The organism is Duganella flavida, from assembly GCF_009857445.1.
Lineage (GTDB): Bacteria > Pseudomonadota > Gammaproteobacteria > Burkholderiales > Burkholderiaceae_D > Rugamonas > Rugamonas flavida.
Genome location: NZ_WWCN01000005.1, coordinates 387,493 through 405,809, shown reverse-complemented (window position 1 = coordinate 405,809; position 18,317 = coordinate 387,493). Strand labels below are relative to the sequence as shown.

General features: G+C 62.1%; 20 protein-coding genes. 5 read left to right on the top strand and 15 right to left on the bottom strand.

The window, feature by feature from the left end; genetic code table 11:
- The first annotated feature begins 515 nt into the window (after positions 1-515).
- Entirely contained in the window at positions 516-1,400 is an 885-nt protein-coding gene (locus tag GTP46_RS10590; protein ID WP_161006580.1) for a dienelactone hydrolase family protein, read from the top strand.
- 4 nt (positions 1,401-1,404) lie between these two features.
- Here GTP46_RS10590 and GTP46_RS10585 read toward each other — a convergent pair whose 3' ends face one another.
- Genes GTP46_RS10585 through GTP46_RS10575 form a run of 3 tightly spaced genes read right to left on the bottom strand, consistent with a single transcriptional unit; the run spans position 1,405 to position 3,866 of the window.
- Positions 1,405-2,199, bottom strand: a complete 795-nt coding sequence (locus GTP46_RS10585; protein WP_161006579.1) for a transporter substrate-binding domain-containing protein — start codon at positions 2,197-2,199, stop codon at positions 1,405-1,407.
- A gap of 35 nt (positions 2,200-2,234) precedes the next feature.
- Positions 2,235-2,966, bottom strand: a complete 732-nt coding sequence (locus GTP46_RS10580; protein ID WP_161006578.1) for a substrate-binding periplasmic protein — start codon at positions 2,964-2,966, stop codon at positions 2,235-2,237.
- Between the two features lie 60 nt (positions 2,967-3,026).
- Complete coding sequence (locus GTP46_RS10575) at positions 3,027-3,866, bottom strand: alpha/beta fold hydrolase (protein WP_229258887.1); 840 nt, start codon at positions 3,864-3,866, stop codon at positions 3,027-3,029.
- A 154-nt stretch (positions 3,867-4,020) separates the two neighbouring features.
- Here GTP46_RS10575 and GTP46_RS10570 point away from each other — a divergent pair, with 154 nt between their 5' ends.
- The 3 genes from GTP46_RS10570 (at position 4,021) to GTP46_RS10560 (ending at position 5,782) form a co-directional block, all read left to right on the top strand.
- A complete protein-coding gene (locus tag GTP46_RS10570; protein ID WP_161006576.1) occupies positions 4,021-4,923 on the top strand; it encodes a LysR family transcriptional regulator in 903 nt (300 codons plus the stop codon).
- Between the two features lie 122 nt (positions 4,924-5,045).
- The gene (locus GTP46_RS10565; protein ID WP_161006575.1) at positions 5,046-5,240 is read left to right on the top strand and encodes a hypothetical protein; all 195 of its coding nucleotides are present in this window, start codon (positions 5,046-5,048) and stop codon (positions 5,238-5,240) included.
- Between the two features lie 23 nt (positions 5,241-5,263).
- Positions 5,264-5,782 (top strand): GIN domain-containing protein, encoded by a 519-nt coding sequence (locus GTP46_RS10560; RefSeq protein WP_229258886.1) that lies wholly within the window; start codon positions 5,264-5,266, stop codon positions 5,780-5,782.
- A gap of 89 nt (positions 5,783-5,871) precedes the next feature.
- On the opposite strand, the gene GTP46_RS10555 is transcribed toward GTP46_RS10560, so the two are convergent.
- The 11 genes from GTP46_RS10555 to GTP46_RS10505 form a co-directional block, all read right to left on the bottom strand.
- Entirely contained in the window at positions 5,872-6,507 is a 636-nt protein-coding gene (locus tag GTP46_RS10555) for a LytR C-terminal domain-containing protein (RefSeq protein WP_161006574.1), read from the bottom strand.
- 9 nt (positions 6,508-6,516) lie between these two features.
- Positions 6,517-7,449 carry a type II secretion system F family protein gene (locus GTP46_RS10550; RefSeq protein ID WP_161006573.1) on the bottom strand — a complete coding sequence of 311 codons (933 nt, stop codon included), beginning with the start codon at positions 7,447-7,449 and terminating at the stop codon, positions 6,517-6,519.
- Positions 7,450-7,461: 12 nt separating this feature from the next.
- Positions 7,462-8,439, bottom strand: coding sequence for a type II secretion system F family protein (locus tag GTP46_RS10545; RefSeq protein WP_161006572.1), 978 nt, complete (start codon positions 8,437-8,439; stop codon positions 7,462-7,464).
- 6 nt (positions 8,440-8,445) lie between these two features.
- Positions 8,446-9,789, bottom strand: coding sequence for a TadA family conjugal transfer-associated ATPase (locus GTP46_RS10540; protein ID WP_161006571.1), 1,344 nt, complete (start codon positions 9,787-9,789; stop codon positions 8,446-8,448).
- A gap of 1 nt (position 9,790) precedes the next feature.
- Positions 9,791-10,963 (bottom strand): CpaE/TadZ family protein, encoded by a 1,173-nt coding sequence (locus GTP46_RS10535; protein WP_161006570.1) that lies wholly within the window; start codon positions 10,961-10,963, stop codon positions 9,791-9,793.
- A complete protein-coding gene (locus tag GTP46_RS10530) occupies positions 10,960-11,208 on the bottom strand; it encodes a hypothetical protein (RefSeq protein ID WP_161006569.1) in 249 nt (82 codons plus the stop codon). The genes GTP46_RS10535 and GTP46_RS10530 overlap by 4 nt, the downstream gene beginning before the upstream one ends.
- A gap of 2 nt (positions 11,209-11,210) precedes the next feature.
- Positions 11,211-12,614 (bottom strand): type II and III secretion system protein family protein, encoded by a 1,404-nt coding sequence (locus GTP46_RS10525; RefSeq protein WP_161006568.1) that lies wholly within the window; start codon positions 12,612-12,614, stop codon positions 11,211-11,213.
- 7 nt (positions 12,615-12,621) lie between these two features.
- Positions 12,622-13,464, bottom strand: coding sequence for a Flp pilus assembly protein CpaB (gene cpaB / locus GTP46_RS10520; protein ID WP_161006567.1), 843 nt, complete (start codon positions 13,462-13,464; stop codon positions 12,622-12,624).
- Entirely contained in the window at positions 13,461-14,828 is a 1,368-nt protein-coding gene (locus GTP46_RS10515) for a DUF8689 domain-containing protein (protein ID WP_161006566.1), read from the bottom strand. Before GTP46_RS10515 ends, cpaB begins: the two co-directional genes overlap by 4 nt.
- 87 nt (positions 14,829-14,915) lie before the next feature.
- Positions 14,916-15,446 carry an A24 family peptidase gene (locus GTP46_RS10510; protein ID WP_161006565.1) on the bottom strand — a complete coding sequence of 177 codons (531 nt, stop codon included), beginning with the start codon at positions 15,444-15,446 and terminating at the stop codon, positions 14,916-14,918.
- Between the two features lie 55 nt (positions 15,447-15,501).
- Positions 15,502-15,693 (bottom strand): Flp family type IVb pilin, encoded by a 192-nt coding sequence (locus GTP46_RS10505; RefSeq protein ID WP_161006564.1) that lies wholly within the window; start codon positions 15,691-15,693, stop codon positions 15,502-15,504.
- A gap of 257 nt (positions 15,694-15,950) precedes the next feature.
- Here GTP46_RS10505 and GTP46_RS10500 point away from each other — a divergent pair, with 257 nt between their 5' ends.
- Positions 15,951-16,994, top strand: a complete 1,044-nt coding sequence (locus GTP46_RS10500; RefSeq protein WP_161006563.1) for a GGDEF domain-containing protein — start codon at positions 15,951-15,953, stop codon at positions 16,992-16,994.
- Positions 16,995-16,997: 3 nt separating this feature from the next.
- Here GTP46_RS10500 and GTP46_RS10495 read toward each other — a convergent pair whose 3' ends face one another.
- A complete protein-coding gene (locus GTP46_RS10495; protein WP_161006562.1) occupies positions 16,998-18,221 on the bottom strand; it encodes an HD-GYP domain-containing protein in 1,224 nt (407 codons plus the stop codon).
- Positions 18,222-18,317: the final 96 nt, after the last annotated feature.

Here is an 18,317-nt window from a genome sequence, read left to right as displayed (position 1 = left end):
CAACACTTTGTCGGCCTCGTCGGAAACGATCACAACACAGTTGTTGGAATGAAGATCAATGCCACAAAATAACATGACGTCCTCCTCGATAAAGTTCGGATTCGTACCGTGACTTTATTCCTCGGCTCGGCCGAAGGGAGGACGGCTAGATGATTATCAATTCCGCGAGCAACGAACACTCAGACGGAGCAACCTTACAATGTGCTAGATTTTAAGACATCTTTTTCTATTTCCAAAAGTAACTTAAGACTGAATTTTATCAACATATTTCGACGACGAATTCGACGGCCAGAATTGTTGAGTTGGTAAAATTTACCAATAAATTGCGCCAGATCGTTGATTTCTAACGCGCCGAGATTCCGGCAGTCGGCACCAAATCGAAAAGCCCAGCCCTCACCGGCTGGGCTTTTTTCATCCAGCTAAAACTACGCTTGAATGTGTAGAAATATTCCACCCGTGTCGAACGGCGCCTGGGCTACACTTGGCGCTTCATTCCATCTCCACGGAGCCCCGACATGACCCGCAAGACCGCTGCCGATTTTGATCCAGAAGTCCTCAAGCTGTTCGACCAATACGTCCACGGCGGTCTCAGCCGGCGCGATTTCCTGTCGTCGGCTACGCGCTATGCAGTGGGCGGCACCACGGCAGCGGGCCTGCTCACTGCGCTCAGTCCAAGCTTTGCCGCGCCGCTGGTGACGCCGGACGACCAGCGCCTCAATGCGCGCTTCGTCGAGATCCCTTCGCCCGAAGGCAATGGCACGGTGCGCGGCTATCTGGTGTCGCCGAAGGACGCCAAGGGCAAGCTGCCACTGGTGCTGGTGATGCACGAAAACCGCGGCCTGAATCCGCACATCGAAGACGTCGCGCGCCGCATTGCACTGGACGGCTTCATCGCCTTCGCACCCGATGCGCTGTTCACGCTGGGTGGCTATCCCGGCGATGAGGACAAGGCCCGCGCCCTGTTCGGCAAGCTGGACCAAGCCAAGACCCGCCCCGATTTCATCGCCGCCGCGCGCTGGTTGCAGCAACAGCCGGAGGGTAACGGCAAGCTGGGCGTGGTCGGCTTCTGCTACGGCGGCGGCATCGCCAACTATCTGGCGACGCAGCTGCCGGACTTGCGCGCCGCCGTGCCGTTCTACGGCGCCCAGCCGAAGGCCGAGGACGCCGCCCGCATCAAGGCCCATCTGCTGATCCACGATGCCGGCAACGACGAGCGCATCCGCGCCGGCTGGCCGGCCTACGAAAAAGCCTTGAAGGACGCTGGCGTGAATTATCAATACCACGTCTACCCCGGCGTCGAGCACGGCTTCAATAACGACACCACACCGCGCTACGATGCCGCTGCCGCCAAGCTGGCATGGCAGCGTACCATCGAGTTCTTCCGCGCCCGCCTGGCGTAGGACGCTACGGCGTCAGCGCGTAGTTGCGGCTTAGCGCCTCGATATCGCGGGCGCCATGCGCGCCCAGCCAATTCCACACGGCTTCCACCTGGGCGCGATGCTGGTCGTAGTAAGTACGATTCGCGCCCAGCCACATATACGACGTCCGCACCGGCTTATCAAGCCGCATCAGCTGCTGGCCATAGCGCGCGTTGAGGTAGGCGTCCAGCGCGGTCGGCGTCAACAGCGCCAGCGTGAAGCCGTCCACGCGCTTCAGACGCAACTTGTCGAAGTTGTTCCATGAGCTGAAGCTGCCGTCGTCGACCTGCAAGCCAGCCGCCTTTAGCTGCGCCGCCAGCGAGGTGCCCTGGTTGGCGGCCAGGCTGCGGGTTTTGAAATACGCCATCGGATCGGTATCCGGCGCCAGCTTGTCGGCCATGCGTACGAAAACATAGGAATTGGTGCGCAAAGCGCGCTTGTGATCGGCATCGCCGTTGGCAGTGGTCGCCACCACATAGCCGGCATGGCTGGCGTCGGGCGGATCGGCCGGGGCGACATCAATGGCGCCGTTCATCAGCGCTATCCGCACACGCGCCACCGGCAAGCGCACCAGTATCAGCGGACAGTCCACGCTGCGAAACGCGTTACGGAATAAATCCACCAGCACGCCCGGCTTCTCCGGGATTTCGTTGCCGTTGCCCATGTAGTAGGGCACCCGTTCGCGATCGGAATAGCCGAAGCGCACCGGCTTGCACGGCTCGGCGGCATGCGCATTCGCGCCAACTAAAAGTAACAGTGACAGGCTAAACCAGTGCTTCATTTGCAATCCCAAGAATACGCCGAGTATAACGCGGCCTATTCATAGTGCAACATGGCGCGCTGCCATTCGGGGTCGTCTTTTGCTTTGCGCAACACCGGCGCGATTTTGTCGTAGACAGTGCCCAGCTTGTGTGGAACGAGGAAGCGCCGCTCCGTCTGGCGCGACGGCAGCGGATAGATCAGGAAGTGGTCGGCCGGATGCTTCCTGCGGTAATAGCGCAAGACAGATTCGGCGATGGCCACGCTGTCGAGCCGGCCCAGCCGCAGCTTCTCCAGGTTGTGCTCGTCGCTGAGAGCGTCGGTGCGCAGCACGCCTTGCTGGTGCATCCATTCCTCCAGGTCTGGATAACTGTAGCCCAGCACCATGCCCAGCGTGCGGCCGGTGAGCATGCCGGTAGCGCCCGGCGTGTAGCTGCTGCCGGCCGGCAGCACCACCATGTAGCGGTCGACCGCAAACGGCGCAGTCCAGAAGTATTTTTTCTGCGCCACATCGTCAAACCAGTGCGGCATCATGCCGATGACGATGCCGTCCAGCTGGCCGCTCTCCACTTTCAGCTGCAAGCGCTTGCGCGGCAGGTAGACCAGCTTAAAGGTCAAGCCCAGCTGCTGCCGGTTCAGGTACGCCACCATATCGGGATAAATGCCGCCGCCGTCGGGCAGGACCAGCGGTGCCACCTGCGCGCTGGTGTAGACCGGGATGACTTGCGCCCGCACCGCGCCGCACAGCGCGGTGCACAATATTGCCAATAAGAGCAGGCTTTTTTTCATGAGGACACAGCGCAGGATGGTGAACCCATTCTGCGCTGTCTGCCAGGCCCGGTCAACCGATCAGGATTTGGCGAAGGCCAGAAAGTCGGCGTGGAACTGGTCTTTGTGGGTGTCGGTCAGGCCGTGCGGTGCGCCAGGGTAGGTAATCAGCTGGGCGCCTTTGACCATCTTGGCCGAGGCGATGCCGGCGGCGTTGATCGGCACGATCTGGTCATCTTCACCGTGGATGACGAGGGTCGGCTTGTCGAACTTTTTCAGGTCGTCGCGGAAGTCGGTTTCCGAGAAGGCCTTGATCGAGTCGTAGGTGTTTTTAAAACCGCCTTGCATGCCTTGTGCGTACCACGCCTGGATGATGCCTTGCGACGGTTTCGCGCCAGGACGGTTGTAGTTATAGAACGGGCCCGATGCGATGTCGAGGTACAGCTGGCCGCGATCCTTGATCTGGCTGGCGCGGATACCGTCGAACACTTCGAGCGGCAGGCCGTCCGGGTTGGTGTCGGTCTTCAGCATCAGTGGTGGGACTGCCGAGATCAGGCCCAGCTTGGCGATGCGCTTGGTGCCGTAACGGCCCACGTAGCGCGCGACTTCGCCGCCACCGGTGGAGAAGCCGGCCAGGATGATGTTGTTCAGGTCCAGCGCTTCGATCAGCTGCGCCAGGTCGTCGGCGTAGTGGTCCATGTCGTTGCCGTCCCAAGGCTGGCTCGAACGGCCGTGGCCGCGGCGGTCGTGGGTGATGACGCGGAAGCCGTTATTCGCCAGGAAGAACGCAGCCGATTCCCAGCTGTCGGAACTCAACGGCCAGCCGTGGCTCAGGATGACAGGTTGGCCGTCACGTGGGCCCCAGTCTTTGTAGTAGATCTGTACGCCGTCGCGGGTGGTGATGATCGAGGTGGTGTTCATAATATCCTTCCTTTTAGTCGATGTATGGATAATCAGTGCTGTGCTACAGTTGTTTCGTTCCGTAGCTGCGATGGAATGAATCTTAGACCTCCCCAAACATTTGCGGAACAGACAACTTTGCAAGGCCACTTTGCAAAAACGCAGCCCCCAAAACATGGCAACAAGCAACGACTTTGACTGGAATGACATCCCGCTGATCCTCGCGCTGGCCCGTAGCGGCAGCATGAGCGCCACTGGCCGCCAATTGGGGGTGGATGCCTCCACCATCAGCCGCCGCATTGCCGCCGCCGAGAAAGCGCTGAAACTGCGCCTGTTCATCCGCGATAACACCGGCTACCAGCTGACCGACGCCGGCCAGGTCTTCGTCGAGCATGGCGAGGCGGTCTACGGCAATGTGCAGAGCATGCTGCAAGCGTCCTCGCAGGAGGCCGATACCACGGCCGGTCCGGTTAACATTACCTCCATCGATTTCCTGTTCGACTACTGGCTGCTGGACCACGTGCCAGCCCTGCTGGACCAGCACCCGCACCTGCAACTGACGCTGCAGGCAGAAAACCAGAACTTGTCCTTCACCCGCCGCGAAGCCGACTTTGCGCTGCGCCTCGGCAAGCCAAGCGAAGACGCGGCGCTGGTGATGCGCAAGTTAGGCGACCTCGGTTTCGCCGTCTACGGCCACGCCAAATTCGCCGATACGCCGCGCGGCTGCTGGGGCGCGCAGCCGTGGATCGCCTACGACGACACGCTCAGCGGCACCGCCGAAATGCAATGGCTGTCCGCACTGGAACCGCAACCACGCAAAGTGCTCAAGGTGAACAGCCTGAGCACGATGGTGCGCGCCTGCCGCGCTGGCGTCGGCATGGCGCTCCTGCCCTGCATCATGGGTGAGCAGGAAGGCTTGCTGCGCATCGGCGACAGCGTCGAAGTGCTGCGTGATATCTGGCTGCTCAGTCATCGCGACGCCGGTTCAATCGCCCGCTTCAAAACCGTCTCGGCCTGGCTGTCGCAGGTCTACGCCAGCAGCGACCAGCTGCTGTGCGGCGCAGCTTTAAACCCGTAAATCGCATTCTGCCCCTCGTTTTTTGCAGTTCGTCACATCCCGGTGGATGGACGGATAGCCCTTGTCTATAGTTCACTCAACGCAACGCACTAAACGAACTAACCACCCACAAGGAGCTCAAAATGAACATCGCAAAAAACATGGAAGCCATCTTCGTCGCAGCAGCTGTCATCGCTAGCGCCACCACCTTCGCCACCGCTGCCGTCAGCGAGCCAGTGGTACCAGTAATCGCCGCAGTGAAAGCAGAAGCCAGCGCAATGCCGACCGTGACGGTCACCGCAAAACGTCTGACCGCTGCTGAAAAAGCAGCCCTGTAATTCACACGATATCCACGGAGCGCATGATGAAAAAATTGATGAAGGCTGCGATGCTGGCGGCGGTACTGGGCAGCGGCGCACACGCCGCGCTGGCCGCCGATGTGACCAGCGAAAATCGCAGCGTCGATGCGCGCGCCGTGAAGATCGAACTCGATGGCGTCATCAGCCTGAAGGTAAAGCAAGGCCCGACTGCGACGCTCACCATCTACGGCGAAGCGGACGCACTCAAGAAAGTGGTGGTCGAACAAAGCGGCGAAACGCTGCACATCGGCACCCAGAAAATGAGCTCTTTTAATTTCGGGAACAAACGCGAACTGCGCGCCGAGCTGACGCTGCCGAACCTGCAGCAATTGACCTCGAGCGGCGTGGGCGCCACCGAAATGAACGGATTTAACGGTGACAATCTGCGCCTGGCTTTGGACGGCGCAGGCTCCGTCAAGGTCGACGCGCAGTATCGCAATATCGATGTGCGCCTCGGCGGCGTTGGCAGCATGACCGTCAACGCCAGCGCACGCGGCATGGGCAGCATCAGCTGGCAGTAAGGAATGCGCCGGCCTGCGGGGCCGGCCACGGTAAACACATGGGTGTGTTTTTGACGTCCAGAAGGAGGCCACTCCTTCCGGACGTTTTTTTATTTGAGGTAGCGCACATCGTGACCAAGCACGATGCGCAAGTCAGCATAGGCGGTGGCGCCGCGCGCCGCTTGCAGCGGCAGGCCGAGACGGCGCCCCAGTGCCTGCGCCATCTCTTGCTGCTCGTGCCGATATTCGATGCGGCTTTTCGGCACCACGAATGGCCGCACATTCGATAGCCGCACTGTCTTCACGCCATCCACATCCAGTGAACGCGCCAGCCGCGCGGCCGCGCCGGTGACGCCGTTACCATTGCTGATTTCCAGTCGCACGATTTGCGCCGCCACTTCCCTGGCTGCGCCGTGTGTACGCGTCACCTCCACCAATCCCGATGCGACATGGCGTACCTGCGTGCGCGGTTTGCCGTCGTCCAGTGCTATCTTGAGCGTGGCGTAATCCTCACGCACATCGTGCGTGCGTAGCGACGCCGCTTGTAAATACATGGCCGCCGCGCGCTCGCGCTCACCGGCCACCGCCAGCGCCGCTGCCAGCTGCTCCCACTTGGCGGGATCGAGCGGATCGTGCAGGCAGGCCTGCTCCAGTGGCGTGATCTCATCGGCGGCTGGCGGTGCTTTGATTTGCACGCTGCCACATGCGGCCAGCAACAGGCAGGTTGCAGCGAGTGGCTTCATCATCATCACCTCCTAGTGCGAAAGCTGCATCATGCGATACAGCTGAATGCCGGCAGGACCAACCAGCACCAGCATCAGCGTCGGAAAAATGCAGAAGATCAGCGGGAACAGCAGCTTGAGCGCGATCTTGGCAGCGGCTTCCTCCGCCATCACGCTGCGCTTGCCGCGCAGGTTGTCGGAGTGGATGCGCAAGGAATCGCCCATTCTGGTGCCGAAGCGTTCCGACTGGATCAGCATCGCCACCAGCGTATCGACATCCTCCACGCCGCTGCGCAAAGCCAGGTTGCGCAAGGCGCGCTCCTTGGTGAAGCCGGCGCGCATCTCCATCAGCGCCAGTTGCAGCTCCTGCGCCAATGCCACGCTCTTGATGTGAATCTCACCGGCCACCTTGGCCAGCGCCCGCTCAAGACTCAGGCCCGCCTCCACACACACCGTCAGCAGATCCAGTGCATCGGGGAAGGTCTCGAATATTTCGCGGCAGCGATTGGCGGCTTTATGCGACAGCACCGCATTCGGCAAGTAGTAACCAATGGCGGCCACCAGCAACAGCAAGTACATAAAACCCTTCTGCGGTGCATTCAGCGCAAACGCGCCGCACAGCGCGACGATGGCGGGCAAGCCCAGTGCCAGTAGCGTCTTGGCGGCGAAGTACAGCGGCGGCGCCGACGCGCTGCGCCAGCCAGCGTTCATGAAGCGCGTGCGTAGCGGCGAACGCTCCCACCCCTCCTCCGGCAAGGATAAACGCGAAAACGGCTGTGCCACCTGCGCCACTTTCTCCACCCAGCCGCCGTCCGCCGCCGGATCAGGTGCTGCTTCGCCAGGATCTACCACCTCGTTCAGGCGTTCGCGCAGCGCCATCGGCGAAAATACCAGCGCCGCCATCACCGCCATGCCGGCGGCAACCAAAAACACCACCGCCAAAAACGCAATCTGCGATCCATTCATGCCATCCTCCCGTCAAATGCGGATGCGTATCAGCTTGCGCATCCACAGCACGCCGCACAGCGCCACAATCACGGCATACCACATCAGCCGCACGCCGATGGGATCCGTCCACAACACGCTGATATAGGCCGGATTAGTCAGCGACATCAACGCCAATACGCCCAAGGGCAGCAGGCCTAGCACCCATGCCGACATGCGCCCCTCGGCCGACATCACCCGCACTTGCGCCAGCAGCTTTAAACGCGCGCGTATCAGGCGGCTGATATTGCTGAACACCTCGGCCAGGTTGCCGCCCGATTCGCGCTGGATCAGTACCGCAATCACCAGATAACGCAAATCGGTGAGTGGCACGCGCAGCGCCAGGCTATACAAGGCTTCGTTCATCGGCACGCCATAGTTGATTTCCTCGTAGGCGAATTTGAATTCGCCGGCAATCGGCTCCGGCATCTCATCGCCCACCATCTGCATCACATTGGCGAAGGAATGGCCGGCACGCAGCGCGCGGCCAAGAAAGTCGGCGGCCTCCGGCAACTGCTCCTCCAGCTTACGCAGGCGCGCGCCGCGGGTACGCATCAGCACTAGCCACGGCGCACAAGCCGCCAACACCAGTGCAGCCGCCGCAGGTACGAACGACAGGTACAGCATTTGCGGCAGCAACAGGCCCGCCATCGCCGCCGCCAGCCAGCAGCCGAGGAACTGCGCCACCGACCAGCGCACCCCGGCCTGCAGCAGCCAGCGGTCGAGTGCTGCAACCTGCGCGATGCGCCGCAGCTGCTTTTCCAGCGCGGGACTGCAGCTGTACACACGTCGCTTGAGAATGTCGATACGCTCGCTGCCACCGTTGGCGCTGGCGGCCATCAGGCGCAGGCGGTTGGCAATGCGCCGCGCCGCACCACCATGCGCACCGGACCACCACAGCCATGCACCTTCGACCATCAGGATCACGGCCGCAAACAGCAGCACCGCAAAGGCGGAAAAGATGGCGTCCATGCTGCGTCACTCGTAGATTTTATCGGGGTCGAACACCGTATCCGGCACCGGCACGCCGAACATGCGCAGGCGGTCGGCAAAGCGCGGACGCACGCCAGTGGCATAGAAACGGCCCTGAACCGCCCCTTGCGCATCCACGCTTTTCTGCTCGAAGCGGAAGATCTCGTGCATCGCAATCACCTCCCCTTCCATGCCGGTGACTTCCTGCAGGCTGACCAGCTTGCGCGTGCCGTCGGTCAGGCGCGAGACCTGCATCACCACTGTGACGGCGGAGCAGATCTGCTGGCGCGTGGCGCGCGGCGTCAGGTTCACGCCAGCCATGCCGACCATGTTCTCCAGCCGCGACAAAGCGTCGCGCGGCGTGTTGGAGTGGATGGTAGCGAGCGATCCTTCGTGGCCGGTGTTCATCGCCTGCAGCATGTCCAGTGCTTCCGGCCCGCGCACCTCGCCGAGGATGATGCGGTCCGGCCGCATGCGCAGCGCGTTGCGCACCAGCGAGCGCTGGTTCACTTCGCCCTTGCCTTCGATATTCGGAGGCCGCGTTTCCAAACGCACCACATGCGGCTGGCGCAACGCCAATTCGGCCGCATCTTCGATGGTGACGATGCGCTCATGCGCCGGGATAAAGCCGGATAGCACGTTCAGCATGGTGGTCTTGCCGGAACCTGTGCCGCCGGAGATCAGGATGTTGATCTTGGCCTGTCCCAGCGCCTGCAGCACCTGCACCATCGGCGGTGTCAAGCTGCGGTAGTCGAGCAGGTTTTCCATGCTAAGCGGATTGACGGCAAAGCGCCGTATCGACAAGATCGGCCCATCAATCGCCAGCGGCGGAATGATGGCGTTGACGCGCGAGCCATCCGGCAGCCGCGCATCCACCATCGGACTGGATTCATCCACGCGCCGGCCCACGCGCGAGACGATCTTCTCGATGATCTTCATCAGGTGCGCGTTATCGTTGAAGGTAGTCTCGGTCAGCTCCAGCCGGCCGGCGCGTTCCACATACACTTTGGAGGCGGTGTTCACCAGAATATCCGACACGCCAGGATCGGCCAGCAATGGCTCCAGCGGTCCGAAGCCCAGCATCTCGTGCTGGATGTCGAGCACCAGGTTATGGCGCTCATGCTGGTTCAGCACAATGCGCTCTTCCTCGATGATGCGCTGGACCAGCAGCGCCAGCTCATGCTTGAACTGCTCGGGCGTGAGGCGCTTCAGGCGTTCAAGATCGATGCGGTCCAATATAATCTGGTGCATGCTCTTCTTGAGGTCCTGGTAGGCTGCGGCAGCAAGACCGGGCGGCCCGTTGGTACTGCGGCCATCATCTGCCAGCGACAGGCGTTCGCGTAAGCTCATATCATCCTCCCTCATTGCGGCCGAAGATGCGGTCGAATAGTCCTTTGCTTTCCGTGACGCGGCGCGCCGCCACCAGTTCCACCAGTTCGGCGAGGCTGCGCGCCACCGCACTGCTGCGCGACAGCTGCAGCACCGGTATGCCTTGGTTGACCGAGTCGGTCGCCGACAGGTAATCGTTGGGCACCGTGTGCACCACGTCCGCGCCCAGCGCCTGTTCAAGATCCATCAGGCGCAGCTTGCCGCCCTTCTCATAGCGGTTGACGATCAGGCGCGTGCGCTCATTCGGATAACCGAGTGAGCGAAAGATATCCAGCAGGCGGCGGCCGTCACGGATATCGGGCAGCGCCAGTTGCAGCACCGGGTAGATGGTGTCGGCCTGGTCGAGCGCACGCAGCGAGATGGCGTCGATCTGGCGGCCTACGTCCAGCACCACAAAGTCGTAATGCTGGCGCGCCACGCGCAGAATGGTGTCCATATGCTCCGCTTTCATGTCCACCTTGCGATTGGGATCATCGGCTGCTGCCAGCACGCCGAAGTTGGATGCCACGTGCACCAGGCAAGAATCGAGGAAAGCGCCATCCATGCGGCTGATCTGCGCGCAGATGTCGGATAGCGTCATGGCCGGCTTCTGGTCGGAGACATACAGCGTGGCGTCGCCGAACTGGCCGTGCAGATCGATCAGCAGCACTTTGCGGTCCGCCAGCGCGGCTAGCGCGTAGCCAAAGTTCGTCGACAAAAAAGTCGCACCGCTGCCGCCCTTGCAGGAGATGAAGGCCAACACCTTGCCCTCGCGAACAGGGCTGATCCCTGCCGCCACTTCGATGCGGTCCATCGCTTCATGGAAGGCGCGGTGCACCAGCGGTAGCGGCAGCACCTCGCGCATGCCGGCGCGCATGGCGCGGATCAGCAAATCCTGCTGCGGGTCGCGCGTCAGCAGCATGAAGGAGGCGGTGGGATACTGCTTGCCCAGGCGGTCCACCAATTCACCTTCTTCAACGGCGATGTCGCTGGCGTCCAGCACCACCAGCTCCGGTGTTTCTGGCAGCTGGCGTTCAACTGCATCACGCAGCCCGTTGCGCGACGCCACCAGCTGCACCGCCGGCATACGCGCCGATCCCTGTGCCGCGATCTCCGCGTGCAGCAGGCTGTCCTTGCTGATCATGAGCGCTTTCATTTGGCACCGTTATTCATCATGGTTTGCGGCTGCTCGCTACCAGCCTTCTGATAGCGCTCGTAGGCGGCGCGCGCGCTGCGGCCGTCCATCCCCATCACGGGATCGGTGTTGCGACCGGCGGCCGGTTGCAGCACCTGCTGCGCCAGCGCCATGCGCGTATCGATGCCGAAGCGGGCATCCCACTGCGGTGTGGTACTGGCGCAAGCGGACAGCACGCCCGCCAGCAGGATCGGTAGGTAACGCATGATTACTCCTTGGTTTCCGGTGCACCTTCCAGGCGGCCGCCGAGGAATAGCTTGGCGCGGCTTGGTGTGGTGACGCTGTCGGTCGGCAGTTTGTAGTTGGCGGGTAGCGGCTGCACCAGGTGCGGTGTGACGACGAACAGCAGCTCGGTGCGGTCCTGCTGGAAGTCGGTGCTGCGGAACAGTGCCCCCAGCACCGGCAGTTCGCCGAGGATGGGCAGGCCGTTGATGCTGGTGTTCTGGCTGTTTTTAATCAGCCCGCCGATGGCAAAGCTTTGGCCGTCGAACAACTCCACGGTGGTTGAGGCACGGCGCGTGGTAATCAGCGGCAGCACCGAGGCGCCACTGAAGCCTTGCGCCGAAATGCCGATACCTTCACGCGAAATCTCCGACACTTCCGGCGCCACGCGCAGGTTGATGCGGCCGCCTGCCAGCACGGTCGGTGTAAAGCGCAGGCCAACGCCGAATTCTTTCTCTTCCAGCGTGACCTTGTTGTTGTCCTGCCCGACCGGCACGAAGATGCGGCCACCCGCGAGGAAGCTGCCTTCCTGTCCGCTGATCGCCATCACGGTCGGTTCAGCGAGGATGCGCACCAGGCCATCTTGTTTGCTGGCGGCCAGCCTGCCGCGATTGCCGATACTGAGCAGGCTTTTCAACGTGCCGCTGACGAAGTTGGACGATAGCGTGCTGGCCCAGCTGCCACCACCAAAGTTGACGGTGACGCCGGCCTCCAACTGGTCCAACAGGGACTTGGAGACTTCGGCGATTTTCACTTCCAGCATGACCTGCTGCGGCGCGGCGATGTTGAGGAAGTTGACGATGCGCGCGCTAGCCTGTGCGGCCTGCGTGGCCGGCAACGCGCTGCCTGCGGCTGCGCCAATACTGGCGTTGGCGCCGGCCTTGCCGGAGGCCTCCAGCGGCTGCGCGGGACGGCGCACAAAGGCGGCGGCCAGCTCCAGCACGCGCGCTGCGGTGGGCGCATCATCGACGGTGCCGCTGATGACCAGCGTGTCGCCCGCCGCGCTGACCTGGATGTTTTTCTGCTCCGGCATCAGTGCGGCCAGCGATTGCTGCAGGCCTGCGGGATCGATGCCGACCACCACCTCCACCACGTTGCACAAGCCGCTGCGGCCTTGCACAATCATATTACTGCTGCCGATGTCGACGCCGACCACGTACAGCGTATCCGGCGCCACCAGCATGGCCTGCAACACGGCGGGATTCCCGACGCTGCGTGTCTGCACCGCTTCCGGCATGCGCATCAGCGTGGATTTCCCGAGCTGCAGTTGCAAGCTGCCCGGCTGCGCGGCCTGCCCGGTGCAGCGCAGGCCAGCGTTCTCGCCCGCCCGCGCTGGCGCGACGAGCGTCAACGCGGCGAGCAGCGCCCATGCGTGGTGGCGTAGGTCCATGATGCGCTCACAAACATTCTTGCGTGCGCTGCACGCCAGAGATGACACCGATGCACGCGCGCGGCGCCGCAGCGGCCACTTGCAGGCGCGGCTTGGGCTGTGTGACCGGCGCAGGCGCTTCCGCAACCGGCGCCGATGCGGCGGCAGGCTGCTCATGCGGTTCACGTGCGCCGAGCAGCGTGCCCTTGGTCGCGCCCTCGGTCGTGCCAGGACGAGGATCCACCTGGTTACGCAGCACCAGCGACAGCGAGCCTACGCTACGCGCCAGATCCAGGTTCTCAGCCTGCGCCGGCGTCACCTCCAGCGTGACGGCATTCACCACGCGTGGCTTGGTCTCGTCGCGGCCCACTTCCTGCGCCACCGCCAGCACCAGTATCCGCTCCAGCACAATCTTGGAAATCGCGCGCTCATTGGACTGGGTGTTGACGATGATGTCGACAAAATTCCCCGGCAGCGCAAAACCGGCCACGCCCACCACGTCGTTGACGCGCACCGTGATGGCGCGCTTGCCCTCCGCGATCAAGGCCGACAGGCCGCCCAGCGTGCCGGCCGGCGCCAGCTTGGCTTCACTCAAAGGTTCGTCGCGCAGCACGCTGGTTTTCAGCACGCGGCCTACTAGCTTGCTGCCATCGCGCAGCGCACCGCGCGGCAGCGTTTCGGCCGGCCAGTCGATCTGCTTCAGCATCTCCGGCGTCAGGCGCTGCCCGAGGTTGACGTCCAGCGCCGCCACCACAATCTTGTTCGACGCGCCGGGCGTTTGCCGCAGCAGCCAGCGCGAGGCCAGCGCCACCGCCGCCAGTCCGAACACGATAGCCAGCGCCATCATCAACAATGCGCGCCGGTTCTTCATGCTATCCGAGGCTCCACGCTATCACCCTCGGCATGCGATGCGCCGCTGGTGAACATGCTGATCCAGGCCTGGTCCAGCGCCGCAATCGACAAGCGCGCCGGCTCGCCCGTGAAGCCCGCGAAATCAGCGACGCGGCCAACAATCTCACGCGGATAGCACGCCAGCAGCGGCAGCCCGCTGCCCGCGTGCAGTTCATCCAGCAGATAGCGCTGGGCCGCATCGTCGTACACCACGCCCATGCTCAGGCACTGCTGGCGCAACAGCGTGCGATAGTCGGCGGCACTGAGCGCCCCCACCGGAATCTTGTAGCCCACACGGCGCAGCGAGGCCTCATCGAACAGCGACGACGGCGATGCGCTGGTGACAAACACCAGCCGCATACGGCACGGCACCTGGAAGTGATAGCCGCCCGCTAGCGCCAGCACGCTGCGCTCCATTTCCTGCGCCTGCGCGAAGCGGTTCAGCAATTCGGCGGCAGGCATGCGATGGCGTCCGAGATCATCGACAATCAGCAAGCCGTTGTTGGCCTTCAGCTGCGGCGGCGCGCGATAGCAGCCGCTGGCCCCATCCGCCTGCAGGTCCAGCATGTCGGCATCGAGCGAGGCGTCCAACGCCACTACGGGCCGCTGGCACAGCACCCAGCGCGGATCGCTGCTGCGCCGTTCGGGCGCTTGCTGCATCTGGCGCGCTGGCCGCGGCATGGGTGGGCGATGCAGCGCCGGGTCGAACACCTGGACGATATCCTGCCCCACCACAATCGCATGCGGCACCGCCACCAAACCTTGCAGCAGCGCGCCCAAACGGCGCGCCAGCACCGACTTGCCGCTGCCCGATGGACCATACAGCAGCATGCTGCGACCCGCATGCATGGCCGCCCCCAGCATGCGCTGCACCGGCGGCGCCAGGAAATCATCGGTGAATTCCGCCGCCAGTTCATCGGCACAAGGCTGCGCTGCTTGCGCAGCCTGACGTTCGACCATGGCGCGATAGGCGTCCAGCGTCACCGGCGCCGGGCCGGCATACGGGCAGCGCTCCAGCCACGCATTGGCGCGCTGCTTGCCGGCGCTGGTCAGCTGGTACTGCACGTCGATGTCGGAATCGCCGCGCCACGCCACTTCCGCCACGTGTTCGGCCACCATGAAGTCCAGCACCTCGCGCAGCACATTGATCGACAAGTGCAGCTTGGTGGTCAACACCGGAAGGTGGCTCTTGCCGCCGAGGTAAAGCACTTTGGCAATCAGCTCGACGAGCAGCTGGTGCGGCAGGCCGCTGTCGCGCACTGATTTCGGCTGCGGCGGCAGCAAGGCCTCCGGCTCGGCGTCGAGCAGCTGGGTGTAGGGGAATGGCGGTTCAAGGGCTAGCATCGTTATCTCCGCAGGGAAACTAGTTTCGGTATGGAATCAAGTTTATCCAGCCATGCTTTGCGGACATTGACGTGCAGCAAGCCTTGTTCAGTGATGCCGCCACACCACCACAGCAACCGTGCCGAGCGCGATCGCCACGCCGTAAGGAATGCCGCCCACGCTGGCCTTGGGCGGCAGCGGCACCGGCAGCAAAGGCATACCGAGCAGGCGCAGCAGCAATGGTGTGCAAATCAATTTGAGGTTGTGGGCAATGTCGCGCCAGCGGCCGTTGAACAGCAGCATCAGCAGCGCCATCCCGCCGCCCGCCAGCACCGACAGCGCGGCAATCTGCAGCACCTGCCACGGACCGGCAAACGCGCCCACCATCGCCATCAGTTTGACGTCGCCGGCGGCCATACCGCGCAGCAAGTACAGCGGCAGAAATAAAAAAAAGCCGGCGAAGCCGCCGGCCAGCCACTGCGACACCGGGGCGCCCGGTTGTCCGCTGAGCAAGTGCAGTATCAGCGCCAGCATCAGGCCGCTGAGGATGAGCACGTTGGGTATCTTGCGTATCGCCAGATCCGTCAGCGCCGCTTGCGCGACCAGGCAGATCAGGATCACTTCTATCGCGTTGAACATGGCAGTCTCTCCGGAAAAAGCTTTCCGGCCGGGGCCGGAAAGCTCGTGCCCATGCTTACGGCGTCGTGATCTTGCTGGCGATGTCGGTGAAGGCCGTGTTCAGGGCCGGCTTCAGCAAGCCGAAGGCGGCAGTCACAGCCGCCACCATGATTGCCGCGATCAGGCCGTATTCAATGGCCGTGATCCCGTCCTCGTCCCGCGCAAACTCTTTTGCTGCTGCTATAGCTGCTGCCATAATCGAGTGCATATCATTCTCCTGTGGTTAATCCATCAAAAAAGCCTCTGGCGCGCGCTTGTCGCGCCATTGGGTTCACTATACGGATCACAGTTTTAGGAGAGTTGACGTGACGCAAGTTTTCCGTGCGGAATCTTTTTTGGCCTATGATGAACAGGAATGTCGGAAAAAGGTCGCATTCTTTGACAATGGAAGTTTTTTTTCGCACACATGAATTGCTTCGATTGCAAAAAGCTATTATCCTGCCTAGCTGTTCTTTGGAAGGGCAAATGGACTCGCTACTGAAACACATGGTGGACATGACCGGTCACCGCGATCACACGATGCTCGACATCTCGGTGATTTCGGCGGTGCAGGAGCTTGCCCGCGCCGATCAGGTCCGTGTGTTGACCCTGGCCACCGTCCGAGGAAAGATTTTCGTTCGGCCACGCGCCGTGATCACCGCCGGCGAAGCTGCGCGCATGGTCGACACCTCTTACCAGAACCATCCGGGCGATCCGGTCGCGGCCTATCCCGCGCTGGCGCAATGCATTGCGCGCCACGAATCGAGCGCCGACATTGCCAATGAAGCCGGCGAGCACACCCTGTGGCTGCCGATCTGGCTGGGCGACAAGGCTGATACCTGCCTGGAAATCGTCAATCCAACGCCGTACACTAGCGAAACTATCCATATCATCGCCGCGATAGTCAGTGTCTACCGCAACTTCCAGAATTTGCTGGACTACAGCGAACGCGATTCGCTCACCGGCCTGCTCAACCGCAAGACCTTCGACGACCAACTGTCCAAGATGCTGGCCGCCAGCACCGAGCAGGATTCCGTCACTCTGCCGGGCGAACCGGAGCGCCGGGTCCATAGCGAAGAAGAAAAGCAGTGGCTGGCCGTGGTGGATGTCGACCATTTCAAGCACGTTAACGACCGTTTCGGCCATTTATACGGCGATGAAGTGCTGATCCTGATCGCCAACCTGCTCACCTCCTCGTTCCGCGCGCAAGACCGCGTATTCCGCTTCGGCGGCGAGGAATTCGTGGTGCTACTGCGTTCCGCCACGCTGGATAACGCCAAGAAAATCATCGAACGCTTCCGCATGAACGTGGCCGCGCATGATTTCCCGCAAGTGGGCAAGGTGACGGTGAGTGTCGGCTTTGTCAGCATCAGCGCGCTGGAGGCGCCGGTGATTATCCTGGGCCATGCCGACCAGGCCCTGTACTACGCCAAGAGCCACGGCCGCAACCTGGTCTGCCACTACGACGAGCTGGTCAGCGGCGGCAAGCTGCAGGCCATCGAATCCAACGATACCGCTGAATTCTTCTAACTCCTAGACCGCCACGGTCAGGAAGCGCATCGGGTCGACATTCCATTTGGATGGCGACTCGTGGCCGACGATCTTGTCGCCGCCGCCAAAGCCCACCCCGCGCGACAAATCCACAGTTTCCGGCTTGATGTAGACGTTCTTCTTGGTGTGGAAGAACACGTTGACCTTGGGCGCCAGCAGATTGGTTTCATGTGGCTCAATCACCACACCAAGGCGGCCCGATTCCAGCAGCACCATGGTGCCGACCGGGTAAATCCCCACGCAGCGCATAAATTCCTGCGCATAGGTCGGGTTGAAGTGGAATTTGCTCCACTCGTAAATCTTACGCAGCGCGGCAGCGGCCGACATACCCTTGTGATAGCAGCGGTCGGCGGTAATGGCATCGTACACGTCGACAATGGCCGCCATCTGCGCCAATTCACTGATTTCGTCATTGGCCTGCTTGCTCGGGTAGCCGCTGCCGTCGCGGCGCTCGTGGTGATGCAGGGTAATATCGAGCGGAATCGGACCGATCTCCGGCGATTGACGCAGGATGTTGTAGCCATCTTCCGGGTGCTTCTTAATGATGGCGAATTCTTCGTCGGTCAGCGGACCAGGTTTGTTGAGGATTTTATCCGGCACCAGCGCCTTGCCGGTGTCGTGCAGCAAGCCGCCGAGGCCGGCCTGGTGGGTGATGTCCGCAGGAATATTGCGCGAGCGGCAGAAGGCCACCAGCAGCGTGCACACGCTGACCGAGTGCAGGAAGGTGTAATCGTCCTTGGTCTTGATGCGCAGCAAACCCACCAGCGCACCCGGATTGCGCAAAATCGATTCGGTAATGTTTTGCACCACCGGCTGCACCTGATCCAGTTCAATCGCCTTGCCGAGACGGGCGTCCTGCATCACCGTGCGCACCAGCGTCGAGGCTTGATGGCGGATTTGCACCGCACGCTGCATCTCTTCGCCCAGCGAGACGCGGGTCTGCACCGGCGCTTTGGCAACGATTTCTACAATTTCACGCTCGGTCGCCGCTTGCGCTTCGGCCAGCGTTGGCGCATCCTCCACGTCCAGCCCTTTGTCGCTGTCGATCACCACATCGTGGATGCCGGCATTGAGGATTTTGCGGATTTCTTCGCCACTGGAAATCAGAAAGCGATTGCGCACGAAGGGATGGGTCATCCAATCGCAGCTAAGGTCATGGATGTACATGCCTACTTTAAGCTGGGAAGAGTCGACTTTCTTTAACATGCGGATACCCGTCAAAATAGAGTGCAGGAGCAGTAGACTGCGCTAGCTCAAGTATAACAAACTGTTTCCTGCCGGGACTAAATTTACAACTGCAAC